Here is a 26,074-nt window from a genome sequence, read left to right on the forward strand (position 1 = left end):
TATTTATAAAAGACTGACTATATAAGAAATTTGAGCTAGACGAAAGCCATGAAGACAATACACACACTCGTTACAGAGAATTAAAATTATACTTTGAGAGAGAACAAGCTAGTTGGTTTGACGCTACTAACCCATACTCCTCGCTTTTTGAGAAGAAATTCGATTTAGCACCTCAGCGTAGGAGGTTTATTGAACAGGAGGTAGACGGGAAACTACCTTCTATAGGATATGCTTATCTAGTATCACTAGTTAAAAATAATTATTTCAACTCAATATTCACTACAAACTTCGATGATCTAATCAATGAAGCATTTTATCAGCTCTCTAATAGGCGACCGATAGTATGTGCACATGATTCATCTGTTCACTCTATATCTGTAACGTCTCAAAGACCTAAAATCATTAAGCTACATGGCGACTATCTCTTTGAAGACATTAAAAGCACTTTAAGAGAAACGGAGTCTTTAGAGAACAATATCAAAGACAAACTTATAGAATTTTGTAAAGAGTATGGATTAATTGTAGTTGGCTACTCAGGTAATGATCGTTCAATAATGGATACACTGGAATATCTTATAAAATCAGAGTCATATCTCAAGAACGGGATATATTGGTGCATTAGAGAAGATGATGAGATAAACCCTAAACTTAAAAGTTTTTTTTGGAAAGATGGAGTCTATCCAGTTATCATCAAAGGGTTTGATGAATTTTTTAATATCTTACATCAAGAGCTTTTAGGTTCTACTAGAGTTTTTAATACGTATGGAGAGTCAAAACAACAGAAAATAATACAGCAAATCATCAACAATAAAAATAATTTCGATGATGAAAACATCAAGAAAGATATAGAGATTCTAGAATATGAAAGTGAAACTCAATCCTTATCAGCTATAATCTCCGAAGGTATATATGAAGATAACGAGTCTCCAGAAAATAAGGCAACAATACAAGATCATAAGAACTTTTTAGAAATTGATAAAGTTGCTAGTAATGACTTAAAAGAAGCATATAGGAACTCTGTAGATTATTATTTAGAGGCACAAAGTGATTCACTAAAAACTCTATGGTTAGCGAAACTTATAGATTTTTCTAGAAGACTAAATTTAGATTCTGATTATGACAAATGGGCTGAGGAGCTCGTAAAAATTGATGTTAATAACTTCAACTACTATTTACCTAAAATTAGATCTTTTAAAAAATTGAAAGAAAGGATGTTCGAAGTAGAGCTTGATAGATATAAGGAACACTTTAATAATGATTTTGAGTATTTAAATTATGTTATAAGTTTAAAATTTGAGGTTTTAAATAGTTACAAAAGTTATAGTAAAGATAAATTATTTATAGATCAATCTATTACGTTAATTGAATCTAGTTTAAAATTAGAACCTAGTTTGAGTAACAAAGCATGGTTTTATAAAATCAATGCTTTATATTTTTTATATAAAATATCTTCATCAGCAGATGAAAAAGATAAAATAAAGAAAAAATCTATCAATTTGCTGAACACTGCTAAAGGTATTAATAATAACAGTATCTATACATTGAACTTAGAAACAAACTATGCTAACTTTTTTGACGATAAAGACTATGCAAAAGTACTAATAGAAGACTTACGTTTAAGATTTAGAACTAGCTCCAAAGCTGATCAGCATTCAATAAAAAAATTAATTGATAAACTGTTTACTAATACTGAATTGAGTTTTAGCAAGGATGACAGATATGATTTTTACATAGGCTTAATTGACAGTAAGAATTTAGATGAGCCTGTTGAAGTTCTTGTTTCTAGAATACAATTTTTATTTCTACATAATTTCGAATCATCTTTAATTGAAGAAGAAATTATAAATATATTAAAAAATAGAAGATTTGTAGATCACATAGACAAAATAATTACTATCGCCAAGTACGTAAATATTGATCTAATTGACAAGATAGAGTCAATATTGAAAGCTAAGGAAATAAATACAAGCCCTGTATATTTTAATAGTTTTATGTCTTTAATAAAAGAAGAACAAGGTGACTTAGAGAATTCCATTATTTATCTTGAAAAGAAATATAGCTACAAACCTTTAGATGATGATTATTTTAGTAGGAAAAGTTTTTTGTTACTAAAGAATAAAGAATATATTAAGTTAGATGCACTTCTAAATAATTTTAAAGATGGTAATTTCGACTTTGATTGCAATGTTTTAATTATAAACACTATGTATAGTTATAAGATAAACAGTGATAAAAAATATAACAAATCTGATTTAGATTCAATTATTAGCAGAGCAAAACCAGAAGATAAACTGACATCAATAGCTGCTAAATTGGTTATTGGTAGCAACTATAAACAAGCGTTATCAGATATTAAAAAGTTGATTAATAATGATAGAGAATATTACCTAGTATTTAATGACTGGGTCATATTAGAAGATATTGACAAGATATCATTAAAAGAGTTGATTGAAAAATAATATTGATTAAATGTAGTTTAATTTATATTATTTATTACATTAAATCATTCTTAACTCAGTATTAATACGTAAATCTAGACTTCGAAAAAAATAGATACGAGAATTTATTTTAAAATTTATTCTTGTATCTTCCATGGGTTTAATAGTTTATGAATTCCTAAGACTACCTACCCCTAAACTCAGCTTCCCTTCTCTCAACCATCGCCATCGCACCCTCTTTCGCATCTTCCGAATGAAATAAATGCGGTAGATAGCCATGAATATTGGCGAGTGCCGCTTTTGCGCCATTGCGACTGGCGTCTTGTGCTGAGGATAGTAATCCTTGTACGCCAAGCGGTGCAGCGTTGCAAATCTCTTTAGCGATAGTTAGCGCGCGCTCATACTCAGTACCATTTGCCACCACTTCGCTGACCAAATTCAGTCTATCAGCCGTTTGCGCGTCAAAGTTTTTACCCGTTAATAGATACGGCATGGCTTTTTGCCAGCCAGCTGCTGCTACGAAGCGTACAGTCGCGCCACCAAACGGCATAATACCTCGCTGAACTTCCATTTGTGCAAAGTTGCAGTTATCACTGGCGATGACCACATCGCTATTTAACATCAGCTCAATCCCAGCGGTGAAACACGTTCCTTGTATCGCCACGACCACAGGTTTGGTGCGCAGTTTTCCACCAATTCCCCATGGATCTATTTGGGTTTCATCGAATTCAAATGCGCCTTTATCCCATTTATCTTGTAGCTCCATCAAATCAAGCCCTGCGGTGAAGTGCTCACCGTGAGCGAATATCAGCGCACAACGCAGATTAGCGTCATTTTCATATTGAGTGAGTGCCTCAGAGAGTTGCTTAATCATATGGCTATCAAAGGCATTGCGTTTATACGCGCGATTGAGCCCGATCAAACAGATGTAATCTTGGACGTCATAGGTAATGCGAGTGTCATTGCTAGTAGAGTTACTATTATTACTTTCCGTAGTCATGTTTTTATCCTTATTAGAGCGATCGTTTTATGGTTTGTCACATGGCGAATTAATACCGCTAAAAATTATGTAACTTACTTTCAATATAGACATACGTTCGGTGCAACGCAAGCATCGTTTTAGCATGAGGATCAATAGCTGGCGTCAATATCAGTTGACCCCATTTACGCTAATGTGCAACTATTATCCAACTCAAGACATGACTCAGAGCATTTTATGGAATTTTGGCACGGTTTTTTGCTTATCACCAGCGTCCATCTACTCGCTGCCGCCTCTCCGGGTCCTGATTTTGTATTGGTATCACAGCAAACCTTGGCAAAAGGTAGACGCACGGGTTTGATTTGTAGCCTTGGTATTACTTTAGGTCTTGCGATACACATTATCTATTCGGTGCTAGGACTGGCAACGGTCATCGCCCATTCGCAGCCACTACTCACTGCTATTAAATGTTTGGGCGGCAGTTATCTTATTTATCTAGGATGGCAAGGTATTCAAGCCAAACCGAAAAAAGCATCAGATTTAGAAAATTCAGCAGAGCTAATAGATTCAGGCGCTCACGTTTCACAAGATATGCTTATTAAGCAAACGACTTCTACCAATGATGCCGAACTTTCTGATAAAGCCATTTCTAATAAAAAACCGCCTACTGATACAGACTCAACCGCTTCCATTCTACGCCGTGGATTTTTTTGCAATGTGTTTAATCCCAAAGCGCCCGTCTATTTCGTCGCGATATTTACCCTCGTTTTATCACCCGATATACCGCTGTGGCAATTGGCTATTTATGGTATCTGGATGATGGTCTTGCAGATGGCATGGTTTAGTACCGTGGTGATGTTACTGTCTATTCCTGCCATTCATCGTCGCTTTCAGCGTTTTGAACATTGGATCGACCGTGTATTGGGTACAGCGATGATAATATTGGGATTAAATCTGATTTTACGTAGCCGATAAGGCGCTAGTGACTCGTGAAATCTGCTAAAATGGTGCATTACATTCACATATCAAAGCCCGATACTATGACCAGTAAGCCTATGAACCGTCGCCCGACCGCCAACAATCACCGAAACAGATCGCCTGAGACTGCTAAAAAATTAGGGCAGCTACATCCGCGCAATCCGCACCAAGGTCGTTATGACTTTGAAGTATTGACTCGCGCTTTGCCTGAGCTTGCTAAGCATACCATCACTAATCCCAAAGGCGAGTCGACGATTAACTTTTCAGACAGTGCCGCCGTGCGCGTCCTTAATCAGGCACTACTAGCAAATTATTATGGTGTGAAATTTTGGGATATCCCGGAAGGTTATCTATGTCCACCGATTCCGGGACGTGCCGATTACATTCACTACATTGCCGATTTACTCGCACAAACCACGCATGTGAATAAAGAGAATACCCCACCGACTGGCAAAGAAATCCATGCCCTTGATATTGGTACTGGTGCCAGCGCTATTTATCCGATTGTTGGTAGCCAAAGCTATGGCTGGCGCTTTACAGCTTCAGACATTGACCCTATTTCAGTCAATACGGCTGCGCTGATTTGTGAGACCAATCCAAAGCTAAAAAGTGCCGTTAAAGTCAAACTACAGACCGAACCTAAATTTATTTTTAAAAATATCATCGGTCGCCAAGATTACTTTGATGTGGTGGTTTGCAACCCGCCATTCCATGCCTCATTAGAAGAAGCGATGGAAGCCAATAGCCGTAAGCAGCATAATTTGCAACGACATCGCGGTAAGAATGAGAACGCACAAATTAGCCGCAGCTCAACCAAGTCTGGTAATGCCGCGCAAAACCTAAACTTTGGTGGTCAGCATAAAGAGCTATGGTCTGAAGGCGGTGAGATTGCCTTCTTAACCAAAATGGCAAAAGAGAGTCAAGATTTCGCTGAGCATGTTGGCTGGTTCACAAGTTTAGTCTCAAAATCAGAAAACGTGAAACCAATGCAATTGCTGTTAAAACAACTTGGTGTTGCCCAAATGCGCATCATTGAGATGAGCCAAGGTCAAAAAAGTACGCGTATACTCGCATGGCGTTTTGATACTGACGAAGAATAGATAGTAGTTAATATAAAATAGTTATAGTTTCACGTGAAACAAAGCCTTTATCAAAAAAGCACTCCTCTGATTATCAAAGGGGTGCTTTTTATTGTAGAGAATCAATTCAAATAACGATGCTTATTAACGGATAAACATCACCTTTATACCAATGGCTATCAATACTAATCCACCAAGTATCTCAGCTTTATCCTCGAGCCACGTACCTGAATGCTTACCTAAATAGATACCAAAAAAGCCAAATACAGCGGTGACAATAGCGATGATTAAACAGGCTAACCACGCATTAATTGCCAGTAAGTTTAAAGTAAAGCCTGCTGCCATCGCATCAATACTGGTAGCAATAGCCAATGTAAACATCATACGATGATTGATTTTTTCTTGTATATTTTCATCGAAACTGTCTGCTAATACCGCTTCAACCTCACCATTAAACGCTTCATATAACATCTTAGCGCCAAGCAGAATAAGAATCCCACCACCAATCCACGGTGCAGCAGTCGCTAACCAGCCTAATAATACTGCACCCAATAGATAACCAATTAGCGGCATCACACCCTGTGCAATACCAAAATAAAGCGCTGCATAAACGGCTAAACGCAGCACATAAGCAGATGATTTATTTTGCGATTTAGCCCCTAACCCAATTGATACCGCAAATGCATCCATCGCCAAGGCTATCGCAAGTAAAAAAACTTCGATCATTTCTATATCCATTATCTAAAGCAATTCGTAAACTAAGTTTCACGTGAAACAATTCTAACATTAAAAAACCACCGCCTTGATTGCCAAAGCGGTGGTTTTTTTAATTAATTAACAATGATTTCGCAACTTTTTATGTCCAACCTAAATGTCTAAATTAGACACCGTCAATGCATTCTCTTCAATGAAAATACGACGCGGTTCAACATGATCACCCATCAAGCAAGTAAACATATGATCCGCCGCAATCGCATCTTCAATCGTCACGCGTAGCATACGACGGTTTTCAGGATCCATCGTGGTATCCCAGAGCTGATCTGCGTTCATTTCACCCAGCCCTTTATAGCGCTGAATTGCTAGACCACGACGCGCATCAAGCATCATCTGCTGCCAGAGATAATCAAAGTCACGTACAGGAATGTCTTTAGTGGTTCCCGCACTTGCTTCACGGCGGATAAAGGCATCCTCTGCAAGCAAGGTATTCCATTCAGCAGACAAACGCAGCAACTTGCTGTACTCGCCCGAATTGATAAAGCTAGCATCTAGCAGATAATGATGGGCTAACTGGTGCACATACACCGTAATACGCGGTAGCCACTGTGCTTTTGCTACTGGAGCTTCAGCGTCAACATTTTCCCCGCCTTCAACTTCAATGACAGGCTTCATACCCAATAAATCAGCAGCAGCAGCATCCATATTTTTAGGCTGCGGCGCATGGATATTGACCAGTTCAATCTCCGGACTCAAGTCACTACCGAAGTGCTCAAGCTGAGCTTGCATCGCCTCTTGCCACGCTTGCATCGCAGGCAAATCATAAGTCATATCGGTGCTAAGCTTCGGTGTATGCGTCAGCGCATCCAATAACACCGCTGGAAAACGAATCTGCAAACGGGCTTTGATCAGCTGCGTTTGGTTATAATCATTTAGTAGCGTTTCTAGCGCTTGACCAGTAATAGCAGGAGCATCCGCACTGATATGCAGCTTAGTATTATCAATCGTTGAAGACAATAAGTACGCTTTGAGTGCTTCGTCGTCTTTCAGGTACAGCTCTTGACGACCTTTTTTCACTTTATAAAGCGGTGGTTGGGCGATATAAATATAACCACGTTCGATCAACTCAGGCGTTTGACGGAAGAAGAAAGTCAGCAACAGGGTACGAATATGTGATCCATCAACGTCCGCATCGGTCATGATGATGATTTTATGATAACGTACTTTATCTGGATTATATTCGTCTGGACCAATGCCGCAACCAAGCGCAGTAATCAAGTTACCAACCTCAGCAGAAGACAGCATTTTGTCAAAGCGTGCGCGCTCTACATTTAGGATTTTACCTTTCAATGGCAAAATCGCTTGGGTTTTGCGGCTACGACCTTGTTTTGCTGAACCACCTGCAGAGTCACCCTCCACAATGTAAAGTTCTGACAATGCCGGATCTTTTTCTTGGCAATCTGCCAACTTACCAGGCAGACCAGCGATATCTAACGTGGTTTTACGACGCGTCATCTCACGGGCTTTACGAGCGGCATCACGAGCACGAGCGGCATCAATTATTTTGCCAGCAATAGCCTTACCAGCGCTTGGATTCTCTTGCAGATAATCATTAAACTTATCATGCATTGCTGATTCGACAGCAGATTTCACTTCACTTGATACCAGTTTATCTTTGGTTTGACTCGAAAACTTAGGATCTGGAACTTTAACGGATACGATAGCGGTTAGACCTTCACGCGCATCATCACCAGTAGCAACGACCTTCTCTTTTTTAAAGAGATTCTCGCGATCCATATAGGTATTCAAACAACGCGTCAACGCTGAACGAAAGCCAGATAGATGCGTACCACCATCCCTTTGGGGAATATTGTTGGTGAAACAAAACACTTTTTCGTTATAAGTATCTGTCCACTGTAACGCCACTTCGACACTGATACCATCATCTTGCTCACTCACAAAATGAAAGACTTCATTGATGCCATCTTTACCAGCATTGATATAGCTGACAAATTCTGACAAGCCGCCTTTGTGTTCAAACTCATGACGCTTATCAATACGCTCATCCGTTAAAACAATGCGTACACCCGAATTCAAAAATGATAGCTCACGCAAACGCTTCGCTAAAATATCGTACTCAAAGATGGTGCCAGTAAACACATCGCTACTTGGATAAAAGCGAATTTGCGTACCAGTTTTGTCGGTTGGTTCCATCTGCTGAATGTCTGCATCAGGCACCCCATCGGTATAGGTTTGATGGTAGTGATAACCTTCACGCCAGATGTTCATTTCAAGCTTTTTCGATAGGGCGTTAACGACCGAGACACCAACACCATGTAAGCCGCCTGATACTTTATAGCTGTTATCATCGAACTTACCGCCTGCATGCAAGACAGTCATAATGACCTGCGCCGCAGATACACCTTCTTCTGGATGGATATCGACAGGCACGCCGCGACCATTATCCATAACGCTCACAGATTCGTCTTCGTGGATAATGATATCGATTTGATCACAATGACCCGCCAGAGCCTCATCGATAGAGTTATCCACCACCTCAAAGACCATATGATGTAAGCCTGTACCATCATCCGTATCACCGATGTACATACCAGGGCGTACGCGTACCGCTTCTAACCCGCGCAATACACGAATATCTTTGGAGCTATAATCAGAAGGTAAACTTTCAGGAACCACCGCTGGTGCCGTAGTTTCAGCAATGCTGTCTGACGTCAGTTGCTCGTGGTCGTTAGGTAATGAATCACTCATGTGCATTCCTTAATCTAGCCATAATCAGCCGTTTGTTATTAGCGCACCACTACGATGACGCCTCATAACGTTATTTTAGACTTAATTTTTATAGTCAAAACCTTTGATAAGCATTACCAGCTAATACACGATTAGCTAAAAATTCTTGAGTGTTGATAGCGACTTAAAAAGAGTTTCAAGTCCGCGCTTTTTTTTCTAACATCGGCTTCTTTTTTTAAACATTATAAAAACCAAGAGAGCAAATAAAACATCTATTTATCAAATACTTAGAAATTTACAGGCATTGCAAAACACCTATATAACGTCATCAAACAACTTGCTGAGAACAGGACAAAAATAAAGCCCCATTTTAGCATTTTTTTGCCTCTAAGTCACTGTTTACTGAGCGTTTTATGCCTATAAAACCAGCTCGCAAAGATAGCCTATATCGTTACGAAACGACAGGTAGATAAGTATCGATATGAAAGACCATGGAGAAAGGAAATAACATAAAGGAAATAACATAAAGGAGATAATTAAGGACTAAAGATTTGACCTTGTTTCACATGAAACATATTAGGTTCTGACCAATATTGATGCACCAAAGGCAAAATATCATCGGTTAAGCTGGTCATAAATACCTGACATGGCAGCTGCGCTAACGTCGACAATAGAATATCTATCGCCCTATCATCAAGCTCTGCAGTAATATCATCTAGCAATACCACTGGTGTCACCTGAGCATGAGCGCTATCATTTGATAGATCATTAGTCTTTTGGGTATTTAGCAGTAGTGGCAGTTGCGATAAACGCAGTGCTGTGATTAATAGCTTTTTTTCACCACGCGACAATACATTGGCTGCCTGCTCTTTTATAACAGGTACTTTGAGGTTAGTGTCCGCTTCATGCATTGTATCTGAGAAATTGTTATTCGACGCTGTCGAGTCATTAGAACGCCAATGCACATGAACATCAGCACGGTGATTACCGATACGAGTATATCCAAGTTGCAAATCCTGTTCTAAGCGCTCGTTAAGCTGTATATCCAGCGCAACAGTAGTATCGTAACCAGCATTATAGCTAAGGCTCAATTGCTCCGCATAAGCAGGTAATAACTGCACGATACTTTCAGCAAAATAAGGCTGCCATTCTGCGAATATGCGTTCGCGATAATGATGAATCAGTGCCGCATGATTACTAAGTCCTTTGTCCCACGATTTTAGTTCAGCGAGCTGCACTTGGGTCAAATGACGTGTCTTTTTTAATAAACTATTGCGCTGTTTTAATAGACGCTGATAGGCGAGCCATTGCGGATGAAAACCTTGTTTCATGTGAAACACTAGCCAATCTAGCAACTGGCGACGACTAGCACTACCCTGCTCTAACATATCCATCGTCGATGGATCTATCAGTAGCGTTGGTAGCTGCTCAGTTAAGATGCTTTGGTTATAGACAGTGGTTTGATTGAGCCGTAGAATTGTGGTCGCGTCAGCTTGTTTTTGGATAGCTAAGGTACTACTATCATTGAGTCTAGCGTATACAGTCGCTGTATTTTGATGGTGCTGGATATAGCGTTTTGGCTGGTGATGACGAAAGCTTTTTCCTCTTGATAGCAGAAATATGGCTTCGAGTAATGAGGTTTTTCCACTGCCATTGGCACCGATAATGACGTTGCAAGCTGTTGCATGTAGATTGACGTGCGTCAGGTTGCGTAGGTTCGATATTTGTAGACGTTCAATCATAATGCCGACAGCCACCTATTGACGCTACCTATAAAAATAGGCAAAAGTTTAATAAATATTAAATTTAAAATACTGTATTCTAATCAAAGACACTCAGCTCAGCTCAGCTTACCTTACCTTAATTTTTAAGTGTAAACTGAGTGTCTTTAGCCTCTGCTATTAAGCCTATTGAAAACATATAGAAATTATACAGAAACTATATACGCATTGGCATAATGACATACTGATGGAACTCATCATTCAGCTGATTGACTAGCACCGACGCATTCGATTGGCTCATGTGCATTTGCAAGTCACCTTGAATAACACCAAGCACATCTTGTAAATAAGCCGCATTAAAAGACAGCTCCATCGGCTCACCTTCATACTTCGCCTGTATCATCTCCACCGCTTCATCTTGCTCTGCATTATTAGCACGAACTTCTACCATGCCGTCGCTGGCAAAATTAAACACCACACCGCGAGATTTTTCATTACTTAAAATCGCGACACGGCGCAGTACGTCGGTCATTTTTTCTTGATTGAATAAAGCCAGTTTATCCGTATTACTTGGCATCACTCGGCGATAATCAGGGAATTTCCCATCAATCAGACGCGCAGTGAAAGTAACCATCAGGTTTTGATTGACCTGCCCTGCACTATCAACGTCACCAAACGGTAAGCTCACTTGCAGAAACTCACGACCAAAGCTCAAGGTGACCTGATTGTCTTGCTCACCAAGCATTTTTCCTAGCTCAGAGGCCAAGCGTTCAAGCTCAATCACAGCTTTACGGGGCAAAATAGCCTGCATATTTAAATCAGCACTGACATCGATAACGCTGCGCGCTAAAGCCAATCGATGCCCATCGGTTGCAACCGTCGTCAGCTGCTGTTGCGACACATCAAACAACATGCCAGTCAAATAATAGCGTACATCTTGAATCGCCATTGCAAACTGCGTTTTATGAATCAAATCGATAAGACGATTGCGACTGATGGTCAATGGCGTGATATTTTCGGGATTGCCCAAACTCGGATAATCTTCGCTAGGTAATGTGCCTAAGGTGAATCGACTCTTGCCGCTGGTTAATAAGCAGCGTTCATTTTCTTGAGTGGCCAAATTAATTTGAGCTTGTGCAGGCAATGATTTACAGATGTCTTTTAACTTTGTTGCAGGTAAAGTCGTGGTACCAGCTTCAACACAAGCACCAGCAGGCAGTTTCAAAGTCGATGTCAGCTCTACTTCTAAATCAGAAGCCGTCAAAATAAGCGTTGATTCGGATAGCTGTAGCTTGATATTGCCTAAAATAACCATATTGTGCCGTTTATCAGCAGCCTTGGCGATCAAATTAATGGCTTTTAGTAACGACTCTCGATTAATCGATAATTGCATGCTTGGTTACTCTTATTTAAATGATTTTTATTATAAAACTTAACAATAATGGCTTAATCATACCCTGTCTATTGACTATAATCCATTCGCTGTCTGTCTACTCGTATTTTTAATATTATAAACCATATCAATCCACTAAAACATAGTGATACCGCGACCTACTAACCCGCTTGCAGCATCAATGCCAGTGTTTTGTAATCCTTATCAAACGCAGGATCCGCTGCTCGTAGCTCATTAACTTTATCGCAAGCATGCATCACCGTTGTATGATCGCGCCCACCGAATGACTGACCAATTTCAGGAAAGCTATCACCGGTCAATTCACGTGATAGTGCCATCGCAATTTGGCGAGGTCTAGCAATACTGCGTGTACGCTTACGACCCATCATTTCTTTGATGGTCACGTCATAGTACTCAGCAACCACTTTGCGAATATTATCCATATTCACAGCTTGCACACGCATCGCGACGATGTCTTTTAGCGCATATTGCACCATTTCAAGAGTAATCTGTGCACCCGTCAAATTAGCATTAGCAAAAACTTGATTTAGAGCACCTTCTAAACGCCTAACATTTGAAACCACGTTTTGAGCGATGAATAATGCGCATTCTTTAGGCAGTGTCATACCATATGAAGCTGCTTTTTTTTGCAAAATTTGCACACGAGTATCAATCTCAGGCGGATCAACTGCTACAGTGAGACCCCAAGAAAATCGCGATCTAAAACGTTCATCGAATTCGGTCATTTGCGAAGGATGACGATCTGAAGCCAAAATCAGTTGTTTATCACCACTGGTAAAATCTGCAAATAATGTCAAAAACTCATTACTACTTTTGGTTTTTCCTGCCAATACATGAATATCATCTACAATCAATAAATCCACTTTTTTAATTTTCTTTTTAAAATCTTCTATTTTATTATTTCTTAATGAATAAACCAATTGATTAATAAATTTTTCAGAAGTGAAATAATAAAAACTTTGATTATTTTTTAAATATCGATGTGCTACAGAATGCATTAAATGCGTTTTTCCCAAACCAGAAGGTCCATATATAAATAAAGGATTGTGTCGATTTTTTGATTGGCGCTTACCAAGCTCATAACAGGCTTTATAAGCCAGATTGTTAGATTTGCCAGTGACAAAAGTTTCAAAAGTAAAGTCAGGGTTTAGGTAACTTAACGACTTAGCATCAGCAGAATCAACCAATTCTGCGTGACGCATATTGGCATCAATATCTGCTTTTGCATTGTTATGATGAATGGTTTCAAACTTATGATCTGCAGGGGTAGGGGAGGGTTTATCTTCTTCAAACAAAGACCCTGATTGCAATTGACGATTGTCTTCGCTATCGCGGCCAGCGTTATCAACACGCACAACCACCTCTTCAATACTTCCTTGACTGTGCTTAGCAACCAGCTGCTGTATCTCTTGCAAGTGGTTTTTTTTGATGTAAGTCACAAAATAATCATTAGGAGCAAGTATAGTCAGCGTTTGCGCCTCTTGATGAGCTGACAATGGTCTCAACCACATAGTAAATACGTTGTCTTTGACGTTATATCGTAGGTCATTTAGACATTTATCCCAAATATTTGCTGTGTCTATCATGAAAAATACTAACCCTATAATTTGAAATAATATTTGTGTTTTAGCAGTATGATCTGTTGCGTAGACCTTAATATTTTCCGCAATTATTTCCGTTGGAAACCATATTGGAAGTTACGTTGATAAACTATACGAAGCCACATATTAAGTAGGGGCTAATCTAACACAAATACCCTGTGGATAAAACCTTGTTTTTTGGGGATAAGGCTGTGGATACTTTTGTGTATAACTTTAAAAGGTGAGTTATCCATATTTAGCCCACAGGTTATCCACAGGTTTACCCATAGTACAATACATTGATAATAAAAAGGAAAACTTACTTAGCCACAGATAATCGAGCCCCCAATAACAACAATACTTATATATATTAATAGTTAATTATTATAGAGTTCAGCACAAACTGTGGATAACTTTTGAAAATCCATCACTGAATTAATTAACTGAGTCGTTATTTTTTAGTTATGAATATGAACTTTACACACGATGAATCATTTAAAATGATATTTCCTCTGTCAAAATATCTGTCTGCATCGACATAGATTAAATTAGTTCATTGACCCAGATTCTATGCGGTGGTATAATCCTCCGTTATTACGAATTTAGTCCATTATTTTGATAGGTGAGTTATGAAACGTACATTCCAACCAAGCGTGATCAAGCGTAAACGTACTCACGGTTTCCGTGCTCGTATGGCAACTAAAAAAGGCCGTCAGGTCTTAGCTCGTCGCCGCGCTAAAGGACGTCATCGTCTTACTGTATAATCAGTAGATTGCGATAAGCATGGCTTATAGTGCTTGTTGTGTTTCTATTATTTATAGATTGCGATAGTCAATCACCACAACTGACACTTAGCCATATATTAAAAGCGCCCACATCGGCGCTTTTTTTGTCTCTGTACTTTGTTGTTATTTCTGCGCTATTATTTCCGCTACCGTTATTCGCTCTTATACTAGGTTGTGCTATGTCCAATACTGTTTCAGCGGCAGCTAATGCCCGCTTCACCAAAGAGCAGCGTTTGCTCACGCCTGCGGCCTTCCGTGAGGTTTTTGATGCACCTGAGCGTAAGCTTCATCAGAGCCATCTAATGGCATTTGTGCGTACCAATGATCAGGATAAGCCACGAGTCGGCATGGCTATTACCAAGCGTAAAGTTCCTACGGCTGTCGCGCGAAATTTAATCAAGCGTCAAATACGTGAGCATTTTCGTGTAAAGGCTCATTCTTTAGAAAACAAAGATATTGTTTTTATTTTTAAAAAATCTATAAAAGATATAGATAATAAAGAATTAAAAAATCAAATAATTAATATTATTAAAAAAATAGAAAAAAAATAAAATGAATTTTTTATTTATTAATTTAAATAATTTGCTTTATAAAATTATTTATTATTTTATTGTTTTTTATCAAAAGTTAATAAGTCCACTATTACCTGCTCGTTGCCGCTATTATCCTACGTGCTCGAATTATGGTAAACAAGCTTTGGCATGGCATGGAGTCCGAGCAGGCAGTTGGTTATTATTGAAACGTATTGGCAGTTGTCATCCTTTGGGTGGACACGGCATTGATTTTGTGCCGCTACCGTTATCTTCTTATCATTATCAATATGTACCTTTTAACGCACTAGCTACTAGTGTCAAAGTTCAAGGTTTATATATTTTTAGAGATAATAAAAGCTATGTGTCTCGCTTAAACCATATGATGAAACTAACATAGCGTTCATCATAGACTGCGAAGTTGTGGATATCTATTTAGTTACCCACAAGTTATCCACACTCTTGGTATCATTTAAGGCAGATTTTTAGTAAAATGATGCACATTTTATGTAAATGACTAGCAATACTGTTGTCACATATGATGATAATTGTACGGTCATGACACATGCCCTAATTTTTCATTCCCTAATTTTTTAATCTAGGAAAGGTTTATGCAAAAGATATTTCGGGTGATGATCATCATTGCGATGTTAATCACCGCTTATCTGCTGATTTTGGCATGGCGAGATGATTATGCCGATGCGCCAGCTGTAGATGCGGTGTCAGAAACCACTACTTCAGTAGGTGCTGACATCCCTTCGACAACTGGTGCCGCAGGTGATATTCCGGTACAGACGTTGCCTGTTGATAATAATACAGTCGCTAATGATGCTGTGACGGCAACGCCTGCTAAAGACACGGGATTAATCACGGTCACTACTGATCGCTATGATATAAAAATCAACCCAGAAGGCGGCGATATTGTTTATGCTGCTCTTAAGCAGTATGACGCAACACTCGATAGCGATAAGCCTTTCGTATTGCTAGAGAATAATAGTAATCGCGTGTATGTGGCTCAGTCTGGTCTTATTGGTCCTAATGGTATTGATACTGCAGAAGGTCGTGCCAAATACAGCCACACTGCTAATAATTACGTCATGGAAGCAGGGCAACAGACGCTGTCAGTACCGCTTACTTATAAAAAAGATGGCGTGACCGTTACTAAGACATTTACCTTTACTGAAAATAAATATCCGATTGATATTAGCTATCAAATACAAAATGCTTCTACACAACCGTGGCAAGGTCAGCTATTTGCCCAGTTGAAACGTGATGACAGTAAAGATCCAGGTATGTCTGATAAGGGTGCGCTTAGTATGGCGACTTATTTAGGCGGCGCTTGGGGTACCCCTGATGACCCCTATAACAAGCTCAAATTTAAAGACTTTAATGATGGTGAGCTAGCTGTTAGTAGTGATAAAGGTTGGGTTGGTGTTGTGCAGCATTATTTTGTATCAGCATGGATACCTGAAAACTTTACTGCTACTTTCTTTAGCCGTGAAACAGGCGATGATTACTTCATCGGTTTCAACAGTCAACCTGTCAATGTCGCGCCAAATAAACAAGTGACATTAGATGCCACGTTATACGCTGGCCCTAAAGTACAATCTGAGCTAAAAGATGTGGCAGTAGGCCTTAATAAAACGGTTGATTATGGGTTGTTATGGCCAATATCGAAAATTTTATTTGCCATCTTGGACGGTATTCATAAAGTCATAGGTAACTGGGGTTGGTCAATCATTGTATTGACGATTTTAGTCAAAATTGCTCTGATGTGGTTCTCGAATAAGAGTTACTATTCAATGGCGAAGATGCGTGCGATTGCACCAAGATTAGCCGCACTTAAAGAAGAGCATGGCGACGATCGAATGAAGATGTCGCAAGAAATGATGGCTATTTATAAAGAAGAAAAAGTCAATCCAATGGCAGGTTGTTTGCCTATTTTGATGCAAATGCCTATCTTCTTAGCGCTATATTGGGTATTGGTTGAAAGTGTTGAGCTGCGTCATGCGCCTTGGATTTTATGGATTCAGGATTTATCGGCGATGGATCCTTGGTTTATTTTACCATTGCTGATGGGTGCCTCGATGTTTGTACAGCAGCAGCTAAACCCGCAGCCAGCTGATCCGATGCAAGCGAAAGTGATGAAGTTCTTACCAATCATTTTTACTGCTTTCATGCTGTTTTTCCCAGCGGGTCTCGTACTATACTGGACAGTCAACAACTTGTTTAGTATGACTCAGCAATATATTGTCAATAAAAAAGTCGAAGAAGAGCAAAAGCGTCGTACTGTTAAAGTATTGGACTAAGTAGCTCATCAATTGATAAAAGACCATCGCTACGGCGGTGGTTTTTTTATGTGTGACATTTCTATTATCGCTCACTGATCTGAAATAAAATAAGCGCAAAGCATGGCTATTTAAAGTTTGCTTTGTCAGTCTGTGTCCAGCCGTCTATAATGGAGTTTTTAGCTATTGAGAGTAATTGTGGATTCCCTAGAGATGGCGTCAAACGTACCTAAAGCATCTGAACCACCTAAAGCATCTGGCTTGGCCACGATTGCGGCTATTGCCACACCGCTTGGAAGAGGTGGCGTTGGTGTTATACGTCTGTCGGGTGCGCGTGCTTATGACATTGCCTGTACACTAACGGGTAAGTCTGCTTTTACGCCACGTATGGCCAGTTTTTGTCGTTTTTATCAGGCTGATGGTACAGTAATTGATGAAGGGTTAGTGCTGTACTTTAAAGGCCCGCATTCGTTCACAGGGGAAGATGTGATTGAGCTGCAAGGGCATGGCGGCATGATTCTACAAAACCAACTGCTAGCAAGGGTATTTGAGCTGGGCGCAAAACAAGCGGGTGCTGGGGAATTCTCTTATCGTGCTTTTGATAATGATAAATTGGATTTGGTACAAGCAGAGGCTATCGCTGATGCCATTGATGCGACCAGTGCTGCCGCTGCGAGTAGTGCCATTCGCTCGCTAAGTGGTGAGTTTTCAAAGAAGATTAATCAGCTATTAGAGCAGCTTATTCATCTTCGCTTGCATGTTGAAGCGGCGATTGATTTCCCTGACGAAGAAGACGTGGATTTTTTATCAGACGGCGTCATACAAAGTAAACTGGAGCAAACGCAAGACAAGATACAGCAAGTATTGGCGACCGCCAAGCAGGGTCAGCTCCTACGTGATGGTATTCATGTGGTCTTAGCAGGTAGACCAAATGCGGGTAAATCAAGCTTGCTGAATCGTCTGGCAGGGCAAGAGCGCGCTATCGTTACTGACGTTGCAGGTACGACTCGTGATACGCTGCAAGAGACCGTGGTGCTCAACGGTTTGACACTTCATCTTACCGATACGGCGGGTCTGCGTGACACAGAAGACACGGTAGAGCGTATTGGAATTGAACGTGCGCGTACAGCCATTACCCAAGCTGATATGCTGCTGATGGTCTACGATGTGACTCGTGATCTTGAAGAAGAAAGTACGCCGCTACAGCTTGCAGAACAATTATTTGGTGAGTTACCAGAGGCCAAACGCTTATTGATTATTGCTAATAAGAGTGATTTGTTAAGTGACTTACTAGATGATAGTAGCAGTCAAATACCCTCTGTCTCGCAAATCGCAATAAAAGAACGTGGTTATGAACAAATTAATGTTTCATGTGAAACAGGTGCTGGTATCGATAATCTGGTCGAAGCCTTATGTGCTAAGGTCGGTTTTCATCCGCCAGAAAACAGCCTAATTGCTCGCACACGTCATATAGATGCACTTAGACGCACAGCCGACTCTTTAGCAGAGGCGCACGAGCAGTTAACGGTGTTTCAAGCAGGTGAATTAGTCGCCGAAAGCTTACGTCAGGCTCAGAACAGTTTGGGTGAGATTACGGGAGCGTTTAGTGCGGATGACTTGTTGGGCAAAATCTTTGGTAGTTTCTGTATTGGAAAATAACCAGCCGATTTTTTTGAATTGCTTGATACAACTCGTCAATTCTCAGAAAATTTGGTCTTATAAGTAGTGACTTGTGACTTGTGACTTGTGACTTGTGACTTGTGACTTGTGACTTGTGATTCTTGCGCTTAATATTGAAATAAGGAAACGCTATGCATTGCCCGTATTGTAACGCGTCAGAGACGAAAGTTATTGATTCGCGTCTGGCGGCAGAAGGTGCGCAAGTCCGTCGTCGCCGCTCATGCAATAGCTGCCAAGAGCGTTTCACTACTTTTGAGATGGTAGAAGTAGTCATGCCAAGAATCATCAAGTCAAGCGGTAAAATTGAGCCTTATGATAACGAAAAACTGCGTCGTTCTATCTTATTACCTCTACAAAAGCGCCCTATCACGATTGATGAACAAGAAGCGATGATCAGTCGTATTGAGAAGCGTGTTAGACAGATGGGTGAGCGCGAAATTAGTAGTAAGGTGTTGGGTGAGATTATCATGAGTGAGCTTAAAACGTTAGATGATGTTGCTTATGTACGCTTTGCTAGTGTTTACCGCGACTTTCAAGATATTGATGCTTTCCATCAAGAGATTGCCAATATTCGTCCAAATGATAAGTAAATTGATGACTACAATCGAATCTTACCTATTTACTTTTTGGCTCAAAATGCTTGTTTTCTTAGATAGAATTTCCTGTCATTATTAATGAAGTTTACTTTTATGCCAGCCTCAAACCATATTCAGAATGCGCAAGACCGCTACTTTATGATGCTTGCGATCGAACAAGCCAAACAGGGTTTATATACCACCAGACCTAATCCAGCGGTAGGCTGTGTTATCGTGCAAGCAGAAGCGATCGTCGGTCAAGGGTTTCATCCGAAAGCTGGTCAGCCTCATGCAGAAGTATTTGCGCTAAAAGAAGCGGGTGCGAGGGCTTTAGGTGCAACCGCCTATGTGACTTTAGAGCCTTGTAGTCATACGGGGCGTACGCCACCTTGTGCTTTGGGCCTTATTGATGCCGGTGTGAAACGTGTCGTAATCGCAGGGCTTGATCCCAATCCACAAGTGGCAGGACGTGGTGTGAAACTGTTAGAGCAGGCTGGAATTCAAGTGACAGTCGGTATATTAACCGAGCAAGCAGAAGCTTTAAATCGTGGGTTTTTAAAGGCAATGCGCACCCAGATGCCTTATGTACGACTGAAAATTGCCACCAGCCTTGACGGTCGTACCGCGATGGCATCTGGGGAGTCAAAATGGATTACCTCAGCGTCTGCCCGCGAAGATGTGCAGAAGCTACGTGCACAAAGTGGCGCGATTATTACCGGTAGCGAAACGGTTATCGCGGATAATCCACAGCTTAATGTACGTTCCAACCAATTAGCTGTGCCACCTGAACAAGTTCCTGCTCCTAAGGTTGTCGTACTCGATAGGCGTCAGCGCTTAGAACACAGCTTACAGTCTGACTATCAATTATGCCGTCGACCGGATACGATTTATTGGCGCGAAGATAACTTGACTGAATTACTAAAAAAATTAGTCAGTGATCATCAATGTTATGACGTATTGGTAGAGGCAGGGGCTAGTGTTACTGGTGGCTTCTTAAGCCAACAATTGGTAGATGAGTTGATTGTTTATCAGGCGCCTTGTTTGTTAGGCGCGCAAGCAAGACCGATGGTCGATTTTAACCCATTGTCTCTAGCTCAGCAGTTGCGTTTTAATATTTATAGCCATGAAACATTAAGTCCTGACCTTAAACTGATTTTATTACCGCTATAACTGGTTATTTATAAACAGATTATCCATAGTTTAGGCTAAATTTTTGCTAAGTGTGGATAAACAGCCAGTGTTGTGCAAGGTTCCACATGAAACTGTGCATAACTTTGTTTCACATGAAACAGAAAACTAGGTCTTTTATAAAAAATTGATATTAATTCAATATAATCAGTAACTTAGGTTTTATTACTAAGCTTTATTGATGTTAGTCAATATCTTGTTTTCTGTGGATAACTTAACGGAAATGCGTGTTTTAATACATTATGAGTTGATTTATCAGTACTTATCCACAATCTATCCCATCATAGGCTCAATTAAGCCCAAGTTGCCATAAAAAACTGGCTTAGACAAATGCTGCCACAATCTTAATAGATCAAGATATGTTGTCTATAAAGACAATATCATAATGAAATGAGGTCGATATGTTTACTGGAATTATAGAGAGTGTTGGAAAGGTTAAGTCCATGCAGCCTACGGGCGGTGATATACGTTTGACGATAGAGTCTGATGGTTTGGATTTTAGTGATGTGAAGCTAGGAGATTCTATTGCCTCCAATGGTATCTGCTTAACCGTCGTAGACCTAGGGAGTAATCATTACTCGGTCGATGTCTCACGTGAAACTATCGCTCGTACCGCATTAGAAACTTTAAAAGCTGGTCATACAGTGAATTTAGAGAAAGCGATGCTACCAACCACGCGTTTTGGTGGTCATATCGTTGCGGGTCACGTCGATGGCGTCGGCGTGGTCAGTAAGTTGCAACAAGATGCGCGCTCTATCTATATCGAAATCGAGATACCACAAGAGCTGGCGCACTATACAGCGACCAAAGGCTCTATCACGGTTGATGGTATTAGTCTGACGACCAACCTTGTACGAGACAATATTGTCTCTTTAAATATCATTCCACATACCGCACAAGTGACCAATATCGCTAAGCATTGGCTGGTTGGAAATAAAGTCAATATCGAAGTGGATATCGTCGCGCGCTATTTAGAACGTTTGTTAAATAAGTCGCAAACCAGTGGTATGAATACGCCAAGTCCGCAAAGCCAAATTACAGAAGCATTTTTAGCAGAAAATGGTTTTATGAAATAATTGGTTCATGAAGTAATGATTTATGAAGTAAAAACTTAAACCTAAAAAGTAGGTTTTACAGATTGTCATGATTTTATGAAGCTCTGTAAAACCGACTCTAGCTCTTTTTTATTGATCGGTTTGGCTAAAAATTCATCCATTCCTACTTCTATACAAGCGTCGCGATCTTCTTTGGTGTTGTTTGCAGTCAGCGCCACAATCGCAATTTTATCGCCTTGCGCACGAATCGCTTGGGTAGCCTGTAGCCCATCCATGACAGGCATGCGACAGTCCATCAAAATGAGTGAGATATCTTGACGCTGTTGTTGTAGCATATCTAACGCTTGCTGACCATCTTCTGCGACCACACTGCGATAACCAAGTTTACTCAATATTTTGCACGTTATTTTCTGATTGGTTGGACTGTCTTCTACTACCAAGATAAGTGGCAATACATTCTCGTTGGCAGCTTTATCTGCTTCGTTTGCTAGCTGCTTATTCTCTTCTTTTATCTCTATGGCTTGAACCAGATTCTGTCTCGCTGGTAAGGTTAAGCGCAATAATTCAGAGAGCAATAAAGTCGCATCTAATGGTTTGCTCAAAAATCCTTCATATTTATCTAATAATATAGAGGGAATACGGCGCTCAGGTTTCATACTGAGTAGTATCTTTGGTAGCGACGGATTATCGAGTAGGGTATTTAATGCTTGTTGTCTATCATCATTCCCTATCGTCTGATTAGCGGAAGCAATAGACAGGGTTTCATAATATTCGTAATCTAATAGCAAGATAGGGGCTAGTCTTTGCTCGTCTTGTGCCAATTTTTCGTTTAATTGTTGTAGATCTAATTTATCTATAGAGGTATAGATAGTAGCTGGCATCGATAAATATGCGCAAAAATCGCGCAGATGTTTGGCACGTAGTGGTTGTTTAATCACTGCTATTAGATGGATATGAGTCAAATGCTGACTATGATGATAAATAGGCTGATAATTTGGACGTCTGCAAGGTAGATAAAGATTCAGACTGCTGCCTTCAGTCATCGTGCTTTTTATTTCAATAAAACCACCCAATAATCGCGCAAAACTATTGACGTTATTTAACCCTAGGCCTTGCCCAGTCGTGTTCTTTTGCATGTAATTAACGTTTCGATGGGTGTTTTGATTGCTGCTTTTATTAAGCTGAACCAACAGTTGATGTTGCTTCGCTATATCGATGCCCATACCGCTGTCTTTTATGCTAAAACGAATCCAGTCGTGTGAGGCATAATTGGGATTGTCTTTATTGATTTTACTATTTTTAATCAGTGTAAGGTCTTTATTAAGATTTACTAAGCTTCGGTTTTTTGTTGCTAATATCTCTGCATTACTGACCGTTTCGATGGTCAGTGATACGTAGCCAGAAGTGGTAAATTTCACTGCATTATCTAATAAGTCGTACAAGATTTGCTGTAGGCGCTGATGGTCTGTATCAATACAACGCGGACTGTCGGGTGTAAAAAAATACAGCAGCTCAAGTCCTTGCTGCCTTATCCTTTCTATAAATGACTGACTGACCTGTTGCCCCAGTCTATAAATATCGACAGGCTCAATGCTTAGGCGGGTTCTTCTTACCGCTATCTCCTCAATGTCTAGCACATCATTAAGTGTCGTTAGCATACTCTGACTGCTTTTAATTAAGGATATTAAAATGTCATTCTGCGCAGCAGTCAATGTCTCAGGATCAATCGGTTCTAGCGTGTCAATCATTGCTTCTAACGGCAGGCGCAAATCATGACCCATCGTCGATTTAATCGTATTAAATTCATCAATTTGGCGTTGTAGCCGTTGATTTTGTTGCTGTAATTGCCCTATTTGACTGGCAAATTCATTAACATTATTCAGCAGTACGGTAAAGCCGTGAACCTGACCATGTTCACCAAACCATGGCGTAACGTGCAATTGGTAAGTCTGTTCATTTTCTAACCCATAGACTGTTAAGGTACGAGTAACGCGTAGGTTGGATAACGTTTGCAGCAATCGTTGCGTGGATTCATCTTTACCCGCGATAAAATCCGTCAGTTCATAGTTGCTATCGCTTTGCGGTAAAGACATGAATATTTGTTCAAAGCGTTTATTGAAAAAGCTGATTTGACCATGACGCATGATCATCAGCATCGGTAAAGGGGATTGATCAACCAAACGTTCAAGACGATGTGTTAGGGTTTTAATGCGGCGATAGTCATTATGCAGCTGGTAGCTGACACGGCTCAGCGCATGGCCTAAACGCAAAAACTCAGGCGTAGATTTTTTTTGCAAAAAAGGCGGCGGACTATAGGCTTCTTTTGCGTGGCTACTTAGATTGTCCGTATAAATCAGCAGCTGTTCCCAATTGGTGCGACGATTGAGCATATACAGCAAAGCGATAATAAACAGCATGATCGCTGCCATCAATGGTAACCAGTAGCGATATGATATCCAGTCAATGATCAGCGGCTTATGGCGCAATATAATATAAAGCTGATGACCACTTTTGAGTTTAATGGTGCCGGTTAAGTTGCGATTATTGAGCGTGTAAGCACTATGACTGCCGTTATTAGAAGGGGATGAGCTAATGATAGGAAACGTAACGTTAGCAAAAGCACGCTCATTGGGCTGAGTATGGCGATGGATATAAGTCTGCCCAGAGGGCATCATAAAAACCAGCTGATAGCTTATGTCTTCAAATACAGGTTTTTCTAAAATCCTTTTAATGTCAGGGTTTAGAAGATCATCACGTTCAGTAACTTCATACTGCAATGTATGGAAAGTATCGATACTTTGCTGTTCACTTTGGTTTTTCATCTCGTGAAACAGCGCAAAATAGTATATAGACAACATGACCAGCAAGGTCAGTGCATAAAATATGAGTAAGCGCTGTAAGGACTGAAACTGTTGCATGAAAGCGTGGTCCTATATCGACACAAGAAACATAGTGAGTAAGTCATCAGTTTGGCACAGTAGCTGGTTTATTCAAGCCGTTTTAACTTTTACGGTTGTACAGCTATTATCTAGAAAAAAAGGGTGAATGGCAGTGGAATATCACTCAATCACGCATTGTTTTGTAAATAAACTCATCAATAAGAGCGCCCTGCTTGCTTTCTATTATAAAGACAAACCGTATCATTGGTAACGCTCGATTACCGTTATTACAACCATGGCACAACATCGCAAACTCACCTATAATGAGTCAATCAACCCTATATAATGCCTGTTTATGACTACAATTGCTTCTGCCTCCGATTTATCCATGCCATCTACGACGAAAGATTGCTCATCTAGTAAGCGCTTAAGAGTTGCGTTTGCTGGCACTCCTGAGTTTGCCGCCGTTAGTCTTGAGGCGCTTATCAGCCAGCAAGAAGCGTTGAATATAGACATCGTCGCTGTGTATACGCAACCTGATCGCAAGGCAGGACGGGGTCAAAAATTATCAGCCTCTGCAGTAAAGCAAGTCGCATTGGCGCATGATATTGCCGTTGAGCAGCCTCTCACCTTTAAAAAATCTAGTAGTGAAGGGTTGATCGCACGTGAGACTCTGCGTAGTTATCAGCCAGATGTGATGATTGTCGCGGCTTATGGCTTGATATTGCCGATTGGGGTATTGACCACACCGACTTATGGTTGCCTCAATATTCATGCGTCCTTATTACCACGCTGGCGCGGTGCAGCACCTATTCACCGCGCGTTATTGGCGGGTGATAGCGAGACTGGCATTACCATTATGCAGATGGATAAGGGCTTAGATACAGGTGATATGCTTTATAAAGTCAGCGCACCTATTAAGGCTGATGATACGGCTGCTAGCCTCCATGATAAAATGGCTGAGCTTGGTGCGACGGCCATTATTACCGTGCTAAAGGACTTGCCACATTATCAAGCACAGGCTGTACCTCAAGATGACAGTCAAGCCAATTATGCCGAGAAACTGGTCAAAACCGAAGGCGAAATCGACTGGACGCAATCAGCGACTATTATCGAACGACAAATTCGTGGACTGACGCCATGGCCAGGTGCATATACTTTTTTGGCAGGGCAGCGTGTTAAGGTTTTAGCCAGCTTGCCTGTGAATACATCGCAGCCAACTGACCAACCAGCAGGTACAGTGATTAGCGTTGGACGCAAAGCGATATTGGTAGCTTGTGGTCATGACAGTAATATTGATAATGGTCTCGAAAAACCGCAAGCCAGTACTTTAGCCATTACCGAATTACAGTTTGCTGGTGGTAAACCAATGGCAGCCGAGCAAATCTGCCATGGTAACCAATTAAATGATGGCGATCAGTTCACAGCAGACTCAAAATAATT

At 40.4% G+C, this 26,074-nt stretch carries 19 protein-coding genes; 12 read left to right on the forward strand and 7 right to left on the reverse strand.

Going from position 1 to position 26,074, the window contains the following annotated elements; all coding sequences use genetic code 11:
- Window positions 1–272 precede the first annotated feature (272 nt).
- On the forward strand, window positions 273–2,459 hold the full coding sequence (locus B2575_RS07050) for an SIR2 family protein (RefSeq protein ID WP_296240897.1): 2,187 nt from the start codon (window positions 273–275) through the stop codon (window positions 2,457–2,459).
- A 163-nt stretch (window positions 2,460–2,622) separates the two neighbouring features.
- Here the strand turns inward: B2575_RS07050 and B2575_RS07055 are convergent, their stop codons facing one another.
- Window positions 2,623–3,438, reverse strand: a complete 816-nt coding sequence (locus tag B2575_RS07055; protein WP_296240810.1) for a crotonase/enoyl-CoA hydratase family protein — start codon at window positions 3,436–3,438, stop codon at window positions 2,623–2,625.
- A gap of 216 nt (window positions 3,439–3,654) precedes the next feature.
- Between B2575_RS07055 and B2575_RS07060 the strand changes: the two genes are divergently transcribed.
- Window positions 3,655–4,392 carry a LysE family translocator gene (locus B2575_RS07060; protein ID WP_296240812.1) on the forward strand — a complete coding sequence of 246 codons (738 nt, stop codon included), beginning with the start codon at window positions 3,655–3,657 and terminating at the stop codon, window positions 4,390–4,392.
- 65 nt (window positions 4,393–4,457) lie between these two features.
- A complete protein-coding gene (gene rlmF, locus B2575_RS07065) occupies window positions 4,458–5,495 on the forward strand; it encodes a 23S rRNA (adenine(1618)-N(6))-methyltransferase RlmF (protein WP_296240814.1) in 1,038 nt (345 codons plus the stop codon).
- A 123-nt stretch (window positions 5,496–5,618) separates the two neighbouring features.
- Here the strand turns inward: rlmF and B2575_RS07070 are convergent, their stop codons facing one another.
- The 5 genes from B2575_RS07070 to dnaA form a co-directional block, all read right to left on the reverse strand.
- On the reverse strand, window positions 5,619–6,200 hold the full coding sequence (locus B2575_RS07070; protein WP_296240815.1) for a manganese efflux pump MntP family protein: 582 nt from the start codon (window positions 6,198–6,200) through the stop codon (window positions 5,619–5,621).
- A gap of 141 nt (window positions 6,201–6,341) precedes the next feature.
- Window positions 6,342–8,957 carry a DNA topoisomerase (ATP-hydrolyzing) subunit B gene (gyrB, locus tag B2575_RS07075; RefSeq protein ID WP_296240817.1) on the reverse strand — a complete coding sequence of 872 codons (2,616 nt, stop codon included), beginning with the start codon at window positions 8,955–8,957 and terminating at the stop codon, window positions 6,342–6,344.
- Window positions 8,958–9,472: 515 nt separating this feature from the next.
- Entirely contained in the window at window positions 9,473–10,678 is a 1,206-nt protein-coding gene (gene recF, locus B2575_RS07080; protein ID WP_296240819.1) for a DNA replication/repair protein RecF, read from the reverse strand.
- Between the two features lie 196 nt (window positions 10,679–10,874).
- On the reverse strand, window positions 10,875–12,050 hold the full coding sequence (gene dnaN, locus B2575_RS07085) for a DNA polymerase III subunit beta (RefSeq protein ID WP_296240821.1): 1,176 nt from the start codon (window positions 12,048–12,050) through the stop codon (window positions 10,875–10,877).
- 161 nt (window positions 12,051–12,211) lie between these two features.
- A complete protein-coding gene (dnaA, locus tag B2575_RS07090) occupies window positions 12,212–13,657 on the reverse strand; it encodes a chromosomal replication initiator protein DnaA (protein WP_296240822.1) in 1,446 nt (481 codons plus the stop codon).
- A gap of 623 nt (window positions 13,658–14,280) precedes the next feature.
- Here dnaA and rpmH point away from each other — a divergent pair.
- From rpmH to B2575_RS07130, 8 genes are all read left to right on the forward strand, one after another.
- Entirely contained in the window at window positions 14,281–14,415 is a 135-nt protein-coding gene (gene rpmH, locus B2575_RS07095; protein ID WP_007394757.1) for a 50S ribosomal protein L34, read from the forward strand.
- 200 nt (window positions 14,416–14,615) lie between these two features.
- The gene (rnpA, locus tag B2575_RS07100; protein ID WP_296240825.1) at window positions 14,616–14,987 is read left to right on the forward strand and encodes a ribonuclease P protein component; all 372 of its coding nucleotides are present in this window, start codon (window positions 14,616–14,618) and stop codon (window positions 14,985–14,987) included.
- A 1-nt stretch (window position 14,988) separates the two neighbouring features.
- Window positions 14,989–15,366, forward strand: coding sequence for a membrane protein insertion efficiency factor YidD (yidD, locus tag B2575_RS07105; RefSeq protein ID WP_296240826.1), 378 nt, complete (start codon window positions 14,989–14,991; stop codon window positions 15,364–15,366).
- 211 nt (window positions 15,367–15,577) lie between these two features.
- A complete protein-coding gene (gene yidC / locus B2575_RS07110) occupies window positions 15,578–17,275 on the forward strand; it encodes a membrane protein insertase YidC (RefSeq protein WP_055125623.1) in 1,698 nt (565 codons plus the stop codon).
- 192 nt (window positions 17,276–17,467) lie between these two features.
- The gene (gene mnmE, locus B2575_RS07115) at window positions 17,468–18,913 is read left to right on the forward strand and encodes a tRNA uridine-5-carboxymethylaminomethyl(34) synthesis GTPase MnmE (protein ID WP_296240899.1); all 1,446 of its coding nucleotides are present in this window, start codon (window positions 17,468–17,470) and stop codon (window positions 18,911–18,913) included.
- Between the two features lie 152 nt (window positions 18,914–19,065).
- Complete coding sequence (gene nrdR, locus B2575_RS07120) at window positions 19,066–19,524, forward strand: transcriptional regulator NrdR (protein ID WP_045453932.1); 459 nt, start codon at window positions 19,066–19,068, stop codon at window positions 19,522–19,524.
- A gap of 99 nt (window positions 19,525–19,623) precedes the next feature.
- A complete protein-coding gene (gene ribD, locus B2575_RS07125) occupies window positions 19,624–20,679 on the forward strand; it encodes a bifunctional diaminohydroxyphosphoribosylaminopyrimidine deaminase/5-amino-6-(5-phosphoribosylamino)uracil reductase RibD (RefSeq protein ID WP_060492109.1) in 1,056 nt (351 codons plus the stop codon).
- A 419-nt stretch (window positions 20,680–21,098) separates the two neighbouring features.
- The gene (locus B2575_RS07130) at window positions 21,099–21,773 is read left to right on the forward strand and encodes a riboflavin synthase (protein ID WP_296240833.1); all 675 of its coding nucleotides are present in this window, start codon (window positions 21,099–21,101) and stop codon (window positions 21,771–21,773) included.
- Between the two features lie 65 nt (window positions 21,774–21,838).
- On the opposite strand, the gene B2575_RS07135 is transcribed toward B2575_RS07130, so the two are convergent.
- The gene (locus tag B2575_RS07135) at window positions 21,839–24,670 is read right to left on the reverse strand and encodes a response regulator (RefSeq protein WP_296240835.1); all 2,832 of its coding nucleotides are present in this window, start codon (window positions 24,668–24,670) and stop codon (window positions 21,839–21,841) included.
- A gap of 349 nt (window positions 24,671–25,019) precedes the next feature.
- Between B2575_RS07135 and fmt the strand changes: the two genes are divergently transcribed.
- Complete coding sequence (gene fmt, locus B2575_RS07140; RefSeq protein WP_414707424.1) at window positions 25,020–26,072, forward strand: methionyl-tRNA formyltransferase; 1,053 nt, start codon at window positions 25,020–25,022, stop codon at window positions 26,070–26,072.
- The last annotated feature ends 2 nt before the right edge of the window (window positions 26,073–26,074 follow it).

It is taken from the genome of Psychrobacter sp. UBA6739 (genome assembly GCF_002453835.1).
In the GTDB taxonomy this organism is placed as follows: domain Bacteria; phylum Pseudomonadota; class Gammaproteobacteria; order Pseudomonadales; family Moraxellaceae; genus Psychrobacter; species Psychrobacter immobilis_A.